The following is a 17760-nucleotide window of genomic DNA, read 5'->3' as shown; positions in this document are numbered from 1 at the left end:
CCGGGCTGGCCCGCCGTCAACGCCGGATGACGCGGTCTTGCCTGGCCCGTCGGATGGCGCCGGCGGCACTCGGGCCGCCAGCCTTTTTCCGGAATCGGCCGCACCGATAGGTTTCGCAAGCCGCTTCGCCCACTGTCCGCTTGTGGTTAGTTGGAAGTCGCGGGCACCCACGGACCTGGCTCAAGGCGCGCAGATCCGCGCACATCCGCACGGAGATGATATGGAGCAGACTAATCGATCTGGAGAGATCGTGATGGTATCGACATTTCACGAGAATCTCGGACCCGGGCGCAGATCAACGTGCGAAAATTTCGGCAGGAGGCCGTCGCAGTGACGCTTCGTCGCACCGCGCTAGTGCTCATCTCATTGAGTTCGCCGGCGCCGTCAGTGAACAGGCCACCTAGCCGTCGGCGGTGGCGCCGGCCGGTTTGGACTCTTGCTCTAACCACGCTTTTCATCGCCTGCGCTCTACCCGCCTGTGGCAACGGCAGCTCCGGTGATACCTCTGCGACCGTCGCGGACCGCCGCGCTGTGGCCGCCGAAAACGACACCTCGCCATCCGAGAACCAGCCGTCATCGACCCGCTCTAGCCGGCCTGGGGTGAAGTTCGATTCCGTGAGTGCCGGGAGCGTGCACACCTGTGGCGTAAAGGCCGACCGTTCCGTCGTCTGCTGGGGATACGACCGATTCGAGCCCTGGGCCCGATCCAAGCCACCCAGGGACAAGTTCATCTCCGTAAGCGCCGGGTGGACACACACCTGCGGAGTCAAGACCGGCGGGAGCGTCGTCTGCTGGGGCAATCGTAATTTTTCGGCCTGGGGGCAATTCGCGGCCGTCAGCGCTGGCGGAACGCACACATGTGGGGTGAGAACCGATGGCAGCACCGCCTGCCGCGGCAATGACAAGTTTGGCCAGAGCACGCCGCCCGACGGAGCGTTTGCCTCCGTCAGCGCCGGCGGGGTGCACACCTGCGGTATCACGACTAACGGTCTGGTCGTCTGCTGGGGCAATGACGACCACGGGCAAGCCACGCCGCCCGCGGGGGAGTTCGCCTCCGTCAGCGCCGGCGGGTCGCATACCTGTGGAGTGAGAGCGGAAGGTACGGTCGCATGCTGGGGACGTAACGAATTCGGCGAATCCGCACCGCCCACGGGGAAGTTCGACTCGGTCAGCGCCGGTGGGGTGCACACCTGCGGGGTCAGAGCCGACGGCTCCGTGGCCTGTTGGGGTTCCAACGTTGATCTCCTCAGCACCGCCAGGGTGGATCGAAGCGGTGGTTCCCTCGCGCCTGACCGCGCCGGTCCCGACGAAGAAGCACCCAAGTACGCCGCCGGCCAGGCCACGCCGCCGGACGGAGAATTCGTCGCCGTCAGCGCGGGGATTGGGCACACCTGCGGCGTGACCACCGACGGCGCCGTGGTCTGCTGGGGCTACGACGCGCTCGGCCGAGCAACGCCGCCCTAAGGGAAACTCGCCAATCGGCGGCCAGGCCGTTGCTGGCTATGGCCACCGACGGACCCGTCGTGCGACGAACGGCCGCAGGCACTGAGCCTCACGCAACCGGCCTGCTGGCCGCTCCACCAACCTCCGTGACGAAGCACAGCCACTCGCGGCAAACTGCCAAGCCAGACCTTCCGCGTCGGCCGGCAGCCGAGCCGCCGCCAGACCAGGCGAGCCAGCACCCGCCAGTCGCCAAGCGACGCGACGTTTCCTCCGCTTCCTCGTTGGGGCCAGCGGACAGACTGCCTTGCAGCGGACGCTCCGCGCTCCACGCGACCCGGGCTGCCAACGTCCTGCCAACATCTGGGCCCACTTTGCGCCCCGCTGGGCGCCCTGGCGCGACACTCGGCGCAGCGGATTACAGGTGTGGCAGGGGTTGGTCCCCGCCGGGGAAAGCTCCCGAGCACCCGAGACTCTGGACTCTTAATCCGAAGGTTGTAGGTTCGATTCCTACCGGGGGTACCAGGCTAGGCAGCAGCTTTGGTCCGGCGTTGGGCGCCGGACACCCAACAGCTTCACTCCGAGCCGCCGCCGGAGGCTCCGCGCACCCGCAAAGCTGCATAAAATGGGCCACCACGGCCACACCGGGTACCGTCGCCCATGTCATCCAACGTCGAGTACGACAGCGAAGCCCGCACGTTCGACTGCGCGCCCACCCTCACCGACAGCCAGGTGCTTGAGTTTTGCCGCGACGGGCACCTGCTCCTCGAGGGCGTCGTGCCGGACGAGATCAACCAGAAATGCTGCGACTACTTGGACGGCAAGATTCCGCTGAACCCGTTCAAGATGCCGCCGGGGTTGACGCTGGAGGAGTTGGAGCGCATCCGCGACTCGCACGAACCCAGCTCGATCCTGCTCGAGGACTGGTTCATCGAGCACGTGCTGCTGAATCCGCAGCTCGCGGGCGCGCTGCGATCCCTGCTGGGCGCCGGCGTCGGCCTGCCGGTGATCACCAGCCACCATCTGGCCGAGTGCCCCATGCCGGCGCAGGGCTGGCATCAGGACGCGGATCACATCTTCGGCCCCGAGCTCAAATTCTTGGAAGTCTTCTACTTTCCTCAGGACACGCCCGCCGGGATGGGGCCCACGGAGGTTTTTCCCGGCACCCACATCGGACCCAACAAGCGCGACTTCGAGGAGCAAGGCGTCCTGCTCGAAGGACCCGCCGGGACGATCGGCATCCACCACCAGAGCATCCTGCACCGGCGCGGCGTCTCCACCTCGACCGGCCGACGGCGGATGCTGAAATACAACTACTGGCGCTCGGCGGAGCCGCAGCGGGACTGGATCGTGGAAGACGACTTCGACTTTCACACCGCCTACTACGGCGGCCACCGCACGGCAATCTTCGTGGCGCACATGTTCTATTGGCTGTGCGGCAGGGACGACGACTACCGCGTCATCGGCGGGCAGGCATGGCCGTGGCGCACGCCGCAACAGGTGTTCCCGTCCATGGGATTCAACGCCAAAGAGGGCTACCGCCCCGACTGGCGCCGAACCGGCCCCGACACCTTCGCGCTGTAGCTGCTGAGGGCGGAGTCCGGCTCGCTGAGGCGGGCGAACTCTTGCCGGTGACCGATGCCGCGTCCAGCATATGCATTCCTTCACATGGATTCGTCTTGACCTCGTATGATGTGGCGTCTTTCCGGGAAATCTCGTTGACGCGAACAGGACCGTCTTGAACAACCTCGTCATCCAGACCGATGCCCTGACGAAGCGCTACGGTCACATCCTGGCCGTGGACCAACTCTCGCTGGAAGTGCCCCGCGGGCGCATCTTTGGTCTCCTTGGGCCCAACGGGTCGGGCAAGACCACCACCATCGGCATGCTGCTGGGCCTGGTGCGTCCGACCTCGGGCAGCTTCAGCCTGCTGGGCTCAGGGACGAGCCACGCCGAGGCCCTGCATCGCGTGGGCGCCATTGTCGAGCAGCCGTACTTCTATCCGTATCTCTCCGGTCGCCGCAACCTGGCCTATTTCCAGGGCATCTCTGGACGCGGCTCGCCCAAGGAGCTGGACGATCTGCTCGAGCAAGTCGGGCTGGCCGACCGCGCGGGCGACCGCTTCCAGACCTACTCGCTGGGCATGAAGCAACGGCTGGGCTTGGCCTACACCCTGCTGGGCAATCCCGAGCTGTTGATCCTGGACGAACCGACCAACGGCATGGACCCGGCGGGCATGGCGGAAGTGCGCGACCTGATTCGCAGCCTGGGAAGCGCCGACCGCACGGTGCTGCTCTCCAGCCACCTGCTCAACGAGGTGGAGCAAATCTGCGACAGCGTCGCCATCCTGTCCAAGGGCAAGGTGATCGCCCAGGGCGCCGTCGGCGACCTGCTGCAGCCGCAGGAGCAAGTCCGCCTGCGGACATCCGACGACGCAAAGGCGGTCGAGGTTCTCGCGGCGCTGGATTGGGTGGAGGACGTGCGGATCGAGGGCGAGGCGCTGATCGTGACGGCGCCGCACGACCGAACGCCTGAGTTGAGCGAGGCATTGGGCCGAGCGGGAGTCTATATCTCGGAGATCACGCCGCTCCAAGTGTCGCTGGAGCAGTATTTCCTCGAAGTCACCGGTGATGTCGCGGGTGAGATCCAATGATCGGGCACGTCCTCAGGCTCACGCGCTGGGAGTGGTTCAAGCTGCACCGCCGCCGGATGCCGTGGATTCTGCTGATCATCGGCGTGGCCATTTCGCAGCTCATCTTCTGGAGCACCTACGCCTTCGCCCAAAGCGGAGGGCCCGCCAATCAATCGAGCATTTCGTTCGACGCAACCGATACGGCTGGGGAAACCGTCGAGATCGAGTTCACCTGCGCTGATCTTCGCGACATGGAGGGGGGCGAAATCCCCATCGACATCGAGCGATTCTCCCGGGAGGAACAGCAGAACATCGCCAGGGGCCTGCAGGAGTTTGCCGAACGCTGTGAATCCGTCAACGAGGACTCCAACGACATCCGGGAAGCCCTGTTGCTTCCCAACAGCCTCACATTTGCCTTGGCCAGTTCGTTGGCCTTCTTCGGCGTCATTCTCATGATGATTCTGGCGGCGTCGACAGCCGGAACCGAATACGGCTGGGGGACCCTGCGCACCGTCCTGGTGAAGGGGGTCGGCAGGTGGCAGCTGCTCGCGGCCAAGACACTGGTGATCATGCTCGCGAGCGCCGGCCTGAGCGCCGCCGTTTTGGCAACCGTCGGCGTTGCCAGCGTGATCGCGTCCCTCACGCTGGAAGGCGGCGAGCTGGCTGGGGCCGGGGAATGGTCCGACTTTGCCATCGCGTTCGGCAAGCTCATCTATACCTATTTGCCGTATGTGGCATTGGCCGTGCTGATGTCGGTGCTGACTTCATCGTCGGGAATGGGCATTGCAATCGGCGTCGGCTACTACGTCATTGAGTCAATCGTCGTCGGCATCCTGGTCAACTTCGATTGGTTTGAGGGAATCTCCAACTTTGTCCTCGGGCGCGTGACCAGCGGTTGGTTGGAACTCGGCGACTTCTCGTTTGGCGCGGGGGGCGTCGGCGAAATGCCCGACCCTCTGCCCGCCGCGATGGTGATGCTGGGATATATCGTCATCCTCGGCGGCCTCGCCTTCATACTGTTCCAGCGCAAGGACGTCGCCGGCGCCAAGGGCGGGTAGCGGGGCGCGTCGAGCGGGCGTCTGCACTTCACGGGCCGCGCGTGCCTGGCAGGGGCGGTTCGCGAACCGCCCCTACGCGATCTTGCGTCTGCCCCGGGACGTTATCCCCGGAACTCGAACGCCGGACGCCCCTGAACCCCCGGCCGCGCGCGGAATAGACCGCCCGCATGCGGCTCGCGCTCGAGCGCCTCGGCGTCGAGCCCCCGCGCTCCGCTGGTGATGTAGAGATCGCGCAGATCAGGTCCGCCGAAGGCGCAGCTTGTGACCTGCGTGACGGGCAGCGTGATCTCGCGGTCCAACCGGCCCTTTGGATCAAATCGCCGCACGCGGCTGCTGCCCCAGAACGCCACCCAGAGATAGCCCTCGGCGTCGAGCGTCATGCCGTCGGGCGTGCCCCATGACTCCGGCACATCGATGAGCGGACGGCGATTGGCGATATCGCCGGTTGCGGCGTCGAAGTCGAAGACGTCCACGCTCCCCCCAAACGAATCGATGAAGTACATGTGCCGCTCGTCGTCGGTCCAGTCGAGCCCATTGGACACCCAGAGCTCGTCGACCATGGGATGCAGCGACAGGTCGGTGTCCAGCCGGTGGAGCACGCCGATCGGGGCGTCGTGGGTCATGCGCGTCGTGCCGGCCCAGAACCGTCCCTGCGGGTCGCACTTGCCGTCGTTCATGCGGTTCTCGGCCAAGTCGGCCTCGACCGGCACGACCAGCTCGAACCGGCCGTCGCGATCGATGGAGGCGAAGCCATTGGTCACTGCGGCCATATAGCCGCCCGACGCACGGCGCACCACGGCGCCGGGACACTGCGGGACCTCGATCTCCCGGTTCGTGCCCGTTGCCGGGTCGAACTCGTGAATGCGCTTGCCCTCGATGTCGACCCAGACCAGGAGGCCCGTGGAGGCGTCCCACACCGGACCCTCGCCGACGATCGCATGCGCGTCGGCCACCAGCTCGACTGCCGTGGATTCACTCATTGCCTACCTCCTGCGGCTGCGGGCCGTGAATAGCCGGGCTCAGTCTCCGGCGTTTCGCCTAACGGCCCGCCAAACCGGTCGTGCGCCATTCGATGTCCGACCAAGGCCAGGGTAACCGGCGCCAAGACCATCAGCGGGAGCACAAAGGCCACGCTCACGCCAATGGCCACAGTGGCGACCACCACGAACGCGGCGGACGGCCCGACGCGACCGAGAGCCATCGCAAACGCGCCCAGAAACGCATGCTGCAGCGATACCTCGGGCCGAATGACCAGGGGAAACAGATAGGCCTGCGCGCCGACCCAGACGAGCGTCAGGTACAGCGCCACGAATGCCAGCGCTTGCAACGGAAGCTGCCCGGAATTCAAGTAGAAGTAGAAACCGAAGACCAGCGCGTAGAGCACCAGGAGGTCCGCGTAGAGCACCAGCCAGCCTCGCGGCCAATGGCGCCGCAGGGCCCGCCAGAAATCGGCGATGCCAATCTCGTCGCCCTGCACGAAGCGCGCCGCGGACTGAACGAGCGCCATCGTCGCGGGTCCGGCCGACAGGCACGCCGCGACCGTGGCGCCAAGCAGTGCGAGGGCCAGAATCAGCGGAGTTTGCGGCGAGTCGAAGCCGCTTGCGGCTTGTTGCACTGCAATCGCGACCGGAACGCCAACCGCCGGAAGCAACGGCAGCGCGGCGAGAAACCAGAGGAGATTCAGCCGGAGGCCAAGCGTGCCGAAGTTGCGGACCACTTGCATGACCGCCCAGCCCGCATGCCCGAAAACCCGGCCCACCGTCAGGCCGCCGCCAGGCCCAGCTCTCGGGACAGATGCGTCCATCGCTCGTGGCCGTCCGCCGTGATCAGATACGTGTCCTCGACCGCGAATGCCCCGTACTCGGCGTCGTGGTAGAGGGTCTCGAGGTTGATGACCATGTTCGGTTCCAGCGCCTGCGTGTTGCCGTGGATCAGCGCCGGGCTTTCGTGGTGCTCCACGCCGATCCCGTGCCCCACGTGCTCCGGGCGCGCATCGGGCAATGACTGCCGCAGGCCGTCCACCGTGGCGGCGTAGATCTCGCCCGCGGTCACGCCCGGCCGCAGCAGGGCCTCGCCTTGGGTCTGGCCCTTCATCACGGCCGCGTAGAGACCCTCCTGCGCGGCGCTCGGCGCTCCCCACACATGGGAGCGCGCATTGTCGGCGTGGTAGCCGTGAACCAACGCGCCCAGGTCGAAGCGGATCAGGTCGCCGTCGGCCAGTCGGCGGCTTCCGGGCAGCTTGTGCGTGATGACCGTTTCGCGGCCGAACCCAAGCACGAAGTTCTTGATGCCTTCCGCGCCCTGCCGCCCGACGCTGGCTCGAAACGCAGCCGCCAACTCGGCCTCACTGACCCCGGTGTGGGCGGCCGCCAGCATGTCGGCGGTGGCGGCGTCCAAGACTCCCGCCGCCGCGTGCAGGTGCCCAAGTTCGTCGGCGGTCTTGACGGCGCGGATGCGCCGGATCAGCTCGCTACAGTCGCGCACCGCGCGGTCGGCGCAGGCCGCCGTCACCTCGTCCATGATCCACTTGGGGATCGCCTTCTCTTCCACGCCCACCGACCGCGCGTCGGTGCAATCGGTAAGCGCGGTGCGCAGCGCCCGCCGCCAGCCGCCGGCCTCGGCGCGACTGCCCGGGGCGGCGTGCTCGGCGTAGACCACGACGTCGCCAATCCAACTGGTCCTGACGAATGCCTCATAGTTCCAGCGCGGAATGATGGCGACTGGATCGATCGCGGCATCAGCAAAGAAGAGGCAGATGGCCGGGCGATCAATGAACGAGAACGAGTTGACCTGAGTGAAGCCCGAGAAGTAGAGGAAGTTGTTGGGCTGCGTCAGGACCAGGACGTCGACGCCGTCAAGACTCATCAACTCCAGGGCGCGAGCGTGGTTGAGCAGCACGGGACGGTCCTTGCGCCTACGGTTCGTCTGTCGTCGGGGGCCTAGCCCCAGATCTGCTCGAGCACACGGGCGGCGTTTCCTCCCAGGATTCCCCGAATCTCGTCCTCCGCATACCCACGCTTCCGCAGACCCTCGCGGATGGCCGGGAACTCCGCGTGGGTGTGGAGCCCTTCCACGTATTCGGTCTCCAGCACGTAGCGTCCGACCATGTCCGGGTACATGCGCTTGGTGGCGTTTTCCCACTTCACCTTCGATTGCGGCGTGATATCCGACCCGATGGCCGCGTGCTCCGGTCCCACCAGCTCGCAGATGTAGTCGATGTGGCGGAAGAAGTCGTCCAAGTCAAGGGTGTCCTTGTCGTCCTGGTGGCAGAACGGGGCATAGGACGCCAAGCCCACGACGCCGCCCGTGGCGGCCGCGGCGCGGATTTGATCATCGGTCAGGTTGCGCGGGTTGGGCGTGACGGCGTCGGCGTTCGAATGCGTGAACATCACGGGGCCGTCGTAGCGTTCGATGGCCTCCAGCGACGTTCGGACGCCCGCGTGCGACAGGTCCAACACGATCCCCGCGCGCCGCAGCTCGCGCACCATGCGAATCCCTAGGAGGGTTAGGCCGTCGTCTCGCGGCTCGAGACAGCCCGCGCCCAGCTGGTTCACCTCGTTGTAGGTGAGGGCAGCCACTCGCAGGCCAAGTCGGTGAAATATCGGGATGAACTGGGTGTTGTGACGGAAAACGTCCAAACCCTGGAACCCAAGGATCAGCCCCAGTCTTCCCGAGACATGGGCCGCGTGGATGTCGGCCATCCGCTCAATGAGCATGAGCTTGTGGTCCATCTGCTCGCAGAGATTGAAGGCGTCGAAGAAGTCGTCGAGCAGGTGCTCGATATCGCGCGCGTAGAGCCCCAAGGTGACGTGAATCACGTTCACGCCGCCGCGCCTGACGTGGTCCCCGTAGGCCGCCGGCGCGTCACTCGGGGGGATGACCGAGCCGAGGTTGCCACCGAGCAGGTCGATGACCGGACCGTCGCTCAGCACGGGCGGCGATCCGCCGGGCCGCTGCGGAGGCGTATCGGTGGACATGATGCTGCTCCTCGGTCCGCTTGACTAAGCATCGCAGACGCGCGCCATGGGCGTAGCGCCGATCGAGAGTGCCGCATAATCGGGAACAGCTATGTCCAACGAATCAGTCGATCCGGCGATCTACGGCGACCAGTGGGCCGAGATCTACGGCGACCAGTGGGCCGAGATCTACGACGACATCCACCCAGCGGCCAATTCGTCCGAAATCGCGGTTCTCGCCGACCTCGCTCGTGGAGGCCGTGCGCTCGAGCTGGGGATCGGAACCGGTCGCTTCGCGCTCCCGCTGGCGGCCGAGGGAGTGGCCGTCGAGGGCATCGATTTGTCGGAAGGCATGGTGGCGAAGCTGCGGGAAAAGCCGTGCGGCGCGGACATTCCGGTCACGATGGGCGACTTCGCCGATGTCGGTCGTCCGGGACCGTTCGACCTCATCTTCGTTGTGTTCAACACGTTCTACGTGCTGCTGAAGCAGGCGGACCAGGTGCGCTGCTTCGGCAACGTGGCAGAGCGCCTCAAGCCGGATGGGGCGTTCGTGATCGAGGCGTTCGTGCCGGACCTGGCGCGGTTTCAACGCAACCGATCGCTCAGCGTCGGAGAGGTCGGCCTCGATCACGTCCGGCTGGATGCCGCCAGCCACGACCCAGTGGCCCAGCGCATCACTAGCCAAGTCATCTTCATGTCGGACGGATCAATTGACATGCGACCCATTCAGATCCGGTACGCCTGGCCGTCGGAGCTCGACCTGATGGCTCAGCTCGCGGGGCTGCGGTTGCACGCGCGCTGGGCGAATTGGAGCCGGTCGCCATTCGACGCCTCCAGCACCAAGCACGTCTCGGTCTACGTCCACGAAGACTCGCGCGCGTAGCGTCGAGTCGCCGGGCCCGACAGCCTAGGCGGAAATAGTCCCCGGCAACTCGAACGTCGTGGTCGTCGGTAGAAACTGGCCGCTGGCGCTCGACTCGTGCACCAAGGCGATCACTTCGAGGATGTGCAACGCCTGGCGGGCGGAGAGCTGCACCTCGGCATCGTCCGCGATGCAATCGACCAGATGCGTGATCGCGCCCGCGCGCTCCACGACGTCCCAGCCGTCGTTCGGCTCGCCCACCGCCTCCCAACGGCTCTCACGGCCGCCGGAGACGGTGCGGTAGAGCTCGAGGTTGTCGACGCCGGTGCCGCCGTTCACCGCGAGGACCCCCGCGTCGCCGTAGTACTCGGTGTGCGGCCCGCGGAAGTTCGCCGGCAGGTATCCCGAATAGACCGTGCCGAAGCGGTCGTCGCCCCAGTCGAGCAGCATCACGACGTTGTCCGGGGCCGTCGTGGCGAACCGCTCCCCTCTTGTGGGTCCGCTCCCGGAAACTCGCTCCGGAACGGCGATGCCGGCGAGCGCGCCCACGCGCTTGATCGGACCCAGGAGCCGCGTGGGCGGAATGAGCTGATAGGGCGTCAGGTCGAAGAGCGGACCGCCCTCACCGGCTTGGTACATCCACGTCTGATCGGTTGGCGGCGTATCGATCCGGGCCAGGTTGGGCCCAATCCGCCGCCACTCGGTTTCCCGGTCGGCGGGATTGGCGGTCATGTGGGTGCGCACCGCGGCCACCCGGCCGATGGCGCCTCCCGCGACTAGGGCCTCGGCGCGACGCGCCACCGGCTCGAAGGCCATCGCCGGCGCCGCCGCCAGCTTGAGACCCCGCGCTTCCGCCAATTCCACGATCTCGGTCGCCTGCTCGAACGTCGCCGCAATGGGCTTTTCAATGCCCAGATGCCGACCGGCTTCGAGCACCTGCTTGGCGTGGGCGTAGTGCTGGCTGTGCTTGGTCAGCACCAGCACCGCCTCGACGTCGGTTGACGCGAGCATCTCCCCCAGGTCGGTGAACGCGGCCCTGGCGCCCCACTTGTCGGCGGCGGCCTGCGCCCGGCCCGGCACGACGTCGCAAAGCGCTGTCAGCTCCGCGCGATCGCCATGCTTGACGATGGCTTCCAGATAGAACAGCTCGGCGACTGTCCCAATGCCCAAGACGCCGACGCTGACCCTGCGCGCCAAGGTGGAACTCCTCGGATGTGTCCGCCGGACGGCGAGTCCGCATTGTACGGGGCCGCAGTTTCAGCCTCTGGGCAGTTCGTTCGCAGCTAGTTGGCACCCGGCGTATACTCGCGCCGTCTGCAGGGGGGTTGATCCCGGGCTCAGCGGCGAGCTTTGGTGATCGTGGGTGTGCACCATGATCCGCAATGCAGTCGCTCGACAACCTGGCGCCGGCGGGGCACCGGCAGCCGGCCGGGGGGCGTTGCGCCGCTGGCCGTCCCATTTCGAAATCATCATCCGGGGACTGATTCTTCTCGCCCTCGCCGTCGTCGTGCTGTATCCGATTTTCTGGCTGATCACCAACTCGATTCGGCCCAACGGGGAAATCTTCAAGCATCCGGCCGAGTGGCTGCCGCCGACTCCGACCCTCGAGGCCTATGGCAAGGTATTCGGCAAGGGCCTGTGGCTTCGAATCTTTCTCAACAGCTATTTCGTGGCCGGCGCTACCACCCTGCTTGCAATCACCCTGGGAGCGCTTGCGGCCTACGGCATGTCGCGCTTTGCCTTTCGCGGCAAACGACTGCTGGAGTTCTTTGTCGTGGGCACGCAGCAGATTCCGCCGGTCGCCATGATCATCCCGTTTTTTGCGCTGGTGCGGCAGTTTGGGCTCTACGACACCCACCTGGCGCTGATCATCACCTACGCCGCGTTTGCCCTGCCGCTGGCCATCCTCATGTTGACGACCTACTTCGCCACCATTCCGATCGAGCTGGAAGAGTCCGCGTTCATCGACGGCGCAGGCCGGTTGCGCATGCTCTGGACGATCATGCGCCCCCTGGCCTTGCCGGGAATCGTGGCCACCGGGGTCTTCGCCTTCATTCTCTCGTTCCAGGATTTGCTGTTTGCCGTGCAGCTGACGGTGTCCGACGACATGCGCACCATTCCGCTGGGCATCGTCACGCTCATCGGACAGCAAAACGTGGACTGGCATCAGATGCTGGCCGCGTCCGTCATCGCCAGCATTCCGCTGCTCGTGCTCTACGCCCTGGCGCAGCGGTACCTGGTGTCGGGACTGACCCTCGGGGCCGTCAAGCAGTAGCCGTGCACGTGAGGAGGTGGCGTATCGGGAAACGCTGATCGACGGAGGCGCTGGGCACCGCGGGCCGAGCGCCCGAAACCATGTTCGACAGGAGGTGTGTATGAGTCCACGCAAATTCAGCCGGCGCTCACTGATGGCTGCCGGCTTTGGCGTAGCCGTTGGAGCGGCGACGGCGTCGCTGCTGGCGGCCTGCGGCGAGGACGAGGCTGAAACCATGACCGAGGCCGCCATGGACGGCGGCGAACGGGAAACCGTCACGATCGAGTACCTGAACTGGGCGTTCTCCGAGGTCGGAGAGGGCCCGGCCGCAGAGATCTTGGACGCCTTCCACGCGGCCATGCCCCACATCCAGGTCGAGCCCCAGAACCTTGGCTTTTCACAGGCCCAGGACAAGATGATCACCCTGCACGCCGCCGGAGCCCTGCCGGACGCCATCCAAATCGGCTTCTGGCAGATCGGTGACTTCTGGGACCAGGGCATGATTCGCGAAGTCGAGAGCATGGCCAACGCGGCGAACTTCGACTGGTCGGACTACGCCGAGCCGCTCAAGAACCGGATCGGGAACGAGATCGTCGTCGTCCCGATGTCCACGATCACCGGGCTTACCCACTACAACGAGGGTACGTTCGAGGCCGCCGGCGTAGACGGGCCACCGGACAACTGGGACGAGCACATCGAGATCGGCAAGCAGATCACGAACCCGGACGCCGGCCAGTACGGCATCTCGCACGCCTGGAGCCTGGAGAATCCGCAGGTCTACAGCCACCTGTACCCGCAGATCTGGCAGGCGGGCGGACAGGTTGAGAACGACGACGACCTCACCTTCGAGGCCAATACCTCGGAAGGCCTGGCGGCGCTGAGCTACGTGCTCGACATGGAGCTCAAGGAAGGCATGGTCGCGCCGGGAAGCCTGAACGGCACCGAGCAAACGCTGATCGAGAACTTCGGCTCGGGCTTGAGCGGCATGTTCTACGACAACTCCGCGCACTTCAACGGCTATCTGGAGCGCGAAGATCTCAGCTTCTTCGTTGGTCCGCCGCTGGAGGGCCCCGCCAAGCGGGCCGGCTTCACCTTCGGCTGGCGCAACAGCATCGCCGACCGCACGGAGCACCCGCAGGAGACCTTCGACTTCCTGGCATGGATCGCCGGCGTCGAGGGCAATTCGCTGCTCGCAGGACTGGGGAACCAGGTTCCCGCGAACAAGAACGCGACGCCCACCTACTCGGAGGGCAAGATGAGCGGTCTTGTCAGCGAGGCGGTCAAGTGGGCCACGTTTGAGGGCGCGCAAGGCTCCGAGGGCCTGGGCGATGAGCGCCTGATCTTGGTTGGGCACATCCACGACGCCATCAACGGGACCGCCTCCTATCAGGAGGTCCTGGACCGCACCGAGACGGAATGGAACGAATCGGTAAGCGGCTAGGCCGTCCGCTCGCTTTCAAAGCGAGTGCGGCTCTTGGGGGCGCGGGCTTTAGCCCGCGCCCCCCAAGGGAGCCACGCGCGAGAGCGCTTAGGACCTAGCGTTCGCCATGGCCGACCCGGTAACCCCGCCAACGCCGCGCGCATCGAGCGGTGCAGTCTCGAAGCGTCGCGGGTCAATGCGACGGGCGCTGCTTCCCTATGCGTTCGTCGCCCCGGCAGTGATCGTGATGGCGGCCCTGATGGTCTTCCCCATGGGCCGCATGATTCACATGAGCTTGTTTCAAGACTTGTTCTCGCGCGTCGGGGAACAGTTCGTCGGTTTCGAGAACTACGCCGATCTGTTTCAGAAAGAGCTCTTTTGGGTCGCGCTCGCGAACTCGATCATCTTCGTAGTCGCCAGCCTGATCATTCATCAGATCGTGGGCGGCGGCCTGGCATTGCTGCTCACGTCGCGCATGCGCGGGTCGCTGCGGACGTTCTTTCGCGCCATCTTCATCACACCCTGGCTCATCATCCCGGCGGTCGTCGCCATCACCTGGGTGCTGCTGCTCGACCATCGCGGGGGATTCAACAGCATGCTGCGGAGCCTCGGCATCGTGGAGTGCTGCCCGCCGCCGGAGTGGTTTGGCGACTTCACGCTGGCCATGCCCGCGCTCATCGCCACCAACGGATGGGGCGGCTATCCGCTGACGATGATTATGTGGCTGGCCGGCCTGCAGAGCATTCCCAAGGATCACTACGAAGCGGCCTCGGTCGACGGTGCCGGGCGCTGGCGGCGCTTTCGCCACATCACGCTTCCCGCCATGGGACCCACGATCCTCACGATCCTGCTGCTCGACACGATCTACACGTTCCGCAACTGGGACCTGCCGTTCCTGACGACCGGCGGCGGCCCCGGCGACACGACGATGGTGCTGCCGCTGCTGACCTATCGCGAGGCGTTCATCGGCTTCAACTTCGGCATCTCGGCCGCGTCCGCCGTGATGATCCTGCTGATTACGGCGTTCTTCGTGTTCTGGTTCTTGCGGATACGCGGGCGTCTGCTGGAAGGCTGACCGTCGAGCGCGACTAGGGCATGTTGCGCAGGTCCGCCGCCTTGAATCCGGGCGAGTTCGCCAGGGCGCGTCGTCGTTCCTCGATCTCGAGCACGCCGGGGCAGCGCTCCAGGATCTCGGCGCAATGTTCCGGCGGCAGCACGGCGACCCCGTTCACATCGGCGTGGATGATGTCGCCGGTGCGCACGAGCGTGCCGCTGATGGTGACGTCCAGCCCCGCCTGCACGATCTCGGGCGTGCCGTGCGCGGCCACCAGGCCCGAGGCGAAGTAGCGAAAGCCAAGCTCATGCACGGTTTCGAAATCGCGCACGCCGCCGTCGGTCACCAGTCCAATTGCTCCTAGGGCCAACGAAATCGTGACCATCACGTCGCCGCAGTGGGCCGAGCGGTAGCGGTCCGGCCCCACGTCCTTCAGCACGAGCACCGCCGGCTTGGGAGATTTCTCCACCAGCTCGAACCACTGGGGAAATCCGTCGCCTTTCTGCGGCGAGCCAGGCACGGTGCTGCGGCCCGTCGCCGTCACGGCATAGCCCACCATGCGCCCCAGGTCCGGATACATGCAGCGAACGTCCCAGCCCATGTAGCCGTCGACCGGGTCGCGCACCTCCATCTCTTCGATCGCGTTGCAGATGGTCGGGGTGTCGTATTCCAGCAGGCCGTCGAGGATCGCCGGATCCAGCTCGGTCATGGCTTCGCTCGAATCGTGGTGGCGGTGCGGTGAATCCCCGAACCTACGCACGCCGGCGGCGGCGCGCAAGTACGACGCTTGGCAGTTCCATGCCGTAGTTCTGATACGCTCCCGGCCCGCCGCCGGAGCCGGAGGACGCCCCATGAAATACGAACGCTTGCGACCGGATGAAATCGAGGCCATACGCGCCAAGGTGCCCGTCGCGGTGCTCCCGTGGGGCGCCTTGGAGTGGCATGGCTATCACGCGGCGATTGGACTCGATGGGCTGAAGGCCGCCGCATTCGCCGACGCCGTGGCCGACCGCATCGGCGCCATCTCGCTGCCGCCGCTGTACTGCGGACACGGGACGATGAAACCTCAAGCCGGCTTCGGTCACACCATTGAGATTTCGGCCGGGACGCTCGAGTCCTTGGCGCACGAGTACGTGGCGCAGTTGGCGGAGGAGGGCTTCGTCGTGGTGGTCATCATCTCCGGCCACGGAAACCCCGACCACCTGGCCGCGCTGGAGCGGGGCGCACGCCCGGCCGCCGAGGCGGCGGGTATCGCGCTTTGGATTCTGCCCGACAACGCGGCGATCGACGACGAGGAGTATCCCTTCGACCACGCAGCAAAATGGGAAACCAGCGTGCTCTGGCACGTGGACCCGGAGCTCGTAGACCTGACCAAGGTCCGGTCCGATCTGGACCTGGAGGCGCAGGGCATTCTCGGATTGAATCCGGTTGAGACGGCCTCACGCGAGATGGGCGCGGCGGCGTTCGACGAAATCGTGGCCACCATCGCCGATCGTGCGCTCGAACTGCTGGCGGAGCAATCGGGCGCGTAGAAACCGCCGCGCACTAGCGGCGCGCGGCTTGTAGACGGCTACTCCCCGCCGACGGTGAAGGCGAAGAGCTTTGCGTTTCGCAGGTAGAACTTGAGGCGGATGTGCTGCCCCTTTAGCTCGTCCAGCGTGCGCTTCTCCTGCCAGGTCATCCGGTGGCGGATCGAGTCGCCGTCGAATAGAGCGCACTCGTGCCGGGAGTATCCGCGGTGCTGGGTGCCGCTCTCGTCGAGGACCGCGACGCCGACGAGGCCTCCGCGCGCGGAAGCGTTGATGGTCAGTGGACCGCCGTCGCAAACGAATGCCGTGGTGACCAGCGTGCCGGTCTCGTCGCCGCCGTCCACCGACACGAAGCCATCCATCCGCAGCTTGGCCAAGCAGATCGGTCCGCTGCGTCCGGTGACGCCGTGCTCCGTTGCGCTGGGCGAGTAGTAGAACCACAGCTCGTCGTCCACAGCCACGGGGCCGCGCGCGACGAATATCTCGCCGGCGTCGATGCTGCCCGGCGGGCCGTTGGGAATGAACGGCTGCCGATCGCCGGCCCGGTCCCAATTGATCCCGTCCCGACTTGAGGCGAGCTGGACGTCGATGGGGCCGAAGTTGCGGAAGTTGCGCTGGATGGGCTCTTCGGGCCGTGTGTGAAAGACGTACAGCAGGCCCAGGTAGTGGCCCTGATAGCGGAACACCGGCATGCCGTAGAACTCCACCGCGGGAGGGTCTTGCTCATCCGGCGCCAGCACGTCTTCGGGGTCGGTCCAGTTCACGAAGTCGTCGCTCACGCAGCGGCCGATACGGCGGGTCATGTTTCCCTCGCGCATCGTCGGTCGACAGTACGCCACGTAGCAGCCGTGCAGGTCGTCCCAGCCCAGAAGCGTGTGGCTGTCGCTGGACCTGGTGATAACGGGATTGCCGGGGTGCTTCGTCCAGCGCAGCCCGTCGGGCGAAAAGGCCACTGAGACTCCCTGGTCGATGTGGAGCGGGCCCAGCGCGACCCAGTCCTGATCCTCGAAGAACAGCGACTTGTAGCGCCGGTTTGGATCCGGGTCGCGGGTGTCCTCGATCACGTTGGCAAACGCCGCGTTCGAGATCACGATGTTGTTGTCGGTGGCGCCGTTGTGCTCGACCAGGCCCAGATTGGGCCGCTCCCAGTGGATGCCGCCGTGCGAGGTGGCGTAGCAAATGCTGTACTGGAGGTTCCTCATGTCGAAGTTGAGGTCCTCGAGTTGGGTGCCCCGCAGGTCCAAGCCCATGCGAGCGACGCCCATCCCGCCCATGCCCTGGTACCACATCCGGAAAAGGCCGTCTGGCTCGCGCCACACCGTGCCGAAGAGCTCGAGCCGGCCCTCCCAGGGATAGATCGGGATCATGACCGGATTGCCCACGTACTTCGCGGGTTGATTCAGATTGCGCGTGACGCCGGCAGCCTCGTCGATGACCACGTCGTCGATGAATAGCTGCTTCTGGCTGCCGAATTCCAACGGTTGCATCAGAATCTCGCGCTCGCTCTCAGTGCCCTACCTCGATTGTCGCAGGGCGAGTGTCCGCCGGCCCGCGT

16 protein-coding genes are annotated in these 17760 nt (G+C 65.9%); 9 read left to right on the top strand and 7 right to left on the bottom strand.

Annotation, left to right across the window (positions count from 1 at the left end):
* The first annotated feature begins 864 nt into the window (after positions 1 to 864).
* The 4 genes from OXG33_10600 (at position 865) to OXG33_10585 (ending at position 5130) form a co-directional block, all read left to right on the top strand.
* Complete coding sequence (locus tag OXG33_10600; GenBank protein MCY4114372.1) at positions 865 to 1464, top strand: hypothetical protein; 600 nt, start codon at positions 865 to 867, stop codon at positions 1462 to 1464.
* Positions 1465 to 2100: 636 nt separating this feature from the next.
* On the top strand, positions 2101 to 3024 hold the full coding sequence (locus OXG33_10595; protein MCY4114371.1) for a phytanoyl-CoA dioxygenase family protein: 924 nt from the start codon (positions 2101 to 2103) through the stop codon (positions 3022 to 3024).
* A 154-nt stretch (positions 3025 to 3178) separates the two neighbouring features.
* Positions 3179 to 4093: an ABC transporter ATP-binding protein gene (locus OXG33_10590; GenBank protein ID MCY4114370.1), complete on the top strand. Its 915-nt coding sequence runs from the start codon at positions 3179 to 3181 to the stop codon at positions 4091 to 4093.
* Complete coding sequence (locus OXG33_10585) at positions 4090 to 5130, top strand: ABC transporter permease subunit (GenBank protein MCY4114369.1); 1041 nt, start codon at positions 4090 to 4092, stop codon at positions 5128 to 5130. Before OXG33_10590 ends, OXG33_10585 begins: the two co-directional genes overlap by 4 nt.
* 101 nt (positions 5131 to 5231) lie before the next feature.
* Here OXG33_10585 and OXG33_10580 read toward each other — a convergent pair whose 3' ends face one another.
* Genes OXG33_10580 through OXG33_10565 form a run of 4 tightly spaced genes read right to left on the bottom strand, consistent with a single transcriptional unit; the run spans position 5232 to position 9107 of the window.
* Positions 5232 to 6110 (bottom strand): SMP-30/gluconolactonase/LRE family protein, encoded by an 879-nt coding sequence (locus tag OXG33_10580; protein ID MCY4114368.1) that lies wholly within the window; start codon positions 6108 to 6110, stop codon positions 5232 to 5234.
* The gene (locus OXG33_10575; GenBank protein ID MCY4114367.1) at positions 6107 to 6853 is read right to left on the bottom strand and encodes a hypothetical protein; all 747 of its coding nucleotides are present in this window, start codon (positions 6851 to 6853) and stop codon (positions 6107 to 6109) included. Before OXG33_10575 ends, OXG33_10580 begins: the two co-directional genes overlap by 4 nt.
* A gap of 38 nt (positions 6854 to 6891) precedes the next feature.
* Entirely contained in the window at positions 6892 to 8028 is a 1137-nt protein-coding gene (locus OXG33_10570) for a Xaa-Pro peptidase family protein (protein MCY4114366.1), read from the bottom strand.
* A 41-nt stretch (positions 8029 to 8069) separates the two neighbouring features.
* Positions 8070 to 9107: a membrane dipeptidase gene (locus tag OXG33_10565; GenBank protein MCY4114365.1), complete on the bottom strand. Its 1038-nt coding sequence runs from the start codon at positions 9105 to 9107 to the stop codon at positions 8070 to 8072.
* Between the two features lie 91 nt (positions 9108 to 9198).
* Between OXG33_10565 and OXG33_10560 the strand changes: the two genes are divergently transcribed.
* On the top strand, positions 9199 to 9969 hold the full coding sequence (locus OXG33_10560; GenBank protein MCY4114364.1) for a methyltransferase domain-containing protein: 771 nt from the start codon (positions 9199 to 9201) through the stop codon (positions 9967 to 9969).
* A gap of 24 nt (positions 9970 to 9993) precedes the next feature.
* Here OXG33_10560 and OXG33_10555 read toward each other — a convergent pair whose 3' ends face one another.
* Positions 9994 to 11145, bottom strand: coding sequence for a Gfo/Idh/MocA family oxidoreductase (locus OXG33_10555; protein ID MCY4114363.1), 1152 nt, complete (start codon positions 11143 to 11145; stop codon positions 9994 to 9996).
* 175 nt (positions 11146 to 11320) lie between these two features.
* Here OXG33_10555 and OXG33_10550 point away from each other — a divergent pair, with 175 nt between their 5' ends.
* The 3 genes from OXG33_10550 (at position 11321) to OXG33_10540 (ending at position 14697) form a co-directional block, all read left to right on the top strand.
* On the top strand, positions 11321 to 12223 hold the full coding sequence (locus OXG33_10550) for a carbohydrate ABC transporter permease (GenBank protein ID MCY4114362.1): 903 nt from the start codon (positions 11321 to 11323) through the stop codon (positions 12221 to 12223).
* A gap of 100 nt (positions 12224 to 12323) precedes the next feature.
* Positions 12324 to 13643, top strand: a complete 1320-nt coding sequence (locus OXG33_10545) for an extracellular solute-binding protein (protein MCY4114361.1) — start codon at positions 12324 to 12326, stop codon at positions 13641 to 13643.
* Between the two features lie 175 nt (positions 13644 to 13818).
* Positions 13819 to 14697, top strand: a complete 879-nt coding sequence (locus OXG33_10540; GenBank protein ID MCY4114360.1) for a sugar ABC transporter permease — start codon at positions 13819 to 13821, stop codon at positions 14695 to 14697.
* Between the two features lie 13 nt (positions 14698 to 14710).
* On the opposite strand, the gene OXG33_10535 is transcribed toward OXG33_10540, so the two are convergent.
* Entirely contained in the window at positions 14711 to 15385 is a 675-nt protein-coding gene (locus OXG33_10535) for an RraA family protein (GenBank protein MCY4114359.1), read from the bottom strand.
* Positions 15386 to 15527: 142 nt separating this feature from the next.
* On the opposite strand from OXG33_10535, the gene OXG33_10530 reads away from it, so the two are divergent.
* Positions 15528 to 16208 (top strand): creatininase family protein, encoded by a 681-nt coding sequence (locus OXG33_10530; protein MCY4114358.1) that lies wholly within the window; start codon positions 15528 to 15530, stop codon positions 16206 to 16208.
* A 38-nt stretch (positions 16209 to 16246) separates the two neighbouring features.
* On the opposite strand, the gene OXG33_10525 is transcribed toward OXG33_10530, so the two are convergent.
* On the bottom strand, positions 16247 to 17692 hold the full coding sequence (locus OXG33_10525; protein ID MCY4114357.1) for a hypothetical protein: 1446 nt from the start codon (positions 17690 to 17692) through the stop codon (positions 16247 to 16249).
* Positions 17693 to 17760: the final 68 nt, after the last annotated feature.

The organism is Chloroflexota bacterium, from assembly GCA_026708035.1.
Classification (GTDB): Bacteria; Chloroflexota; UBA11872; order UBA11872; family UBA11872; genus JAJECS01.
The sequence above is the reverse complement of the archived record's forward strand: the minus strand, read 5'-3'. Positions and strand labels throughout refer to the sequence as shown.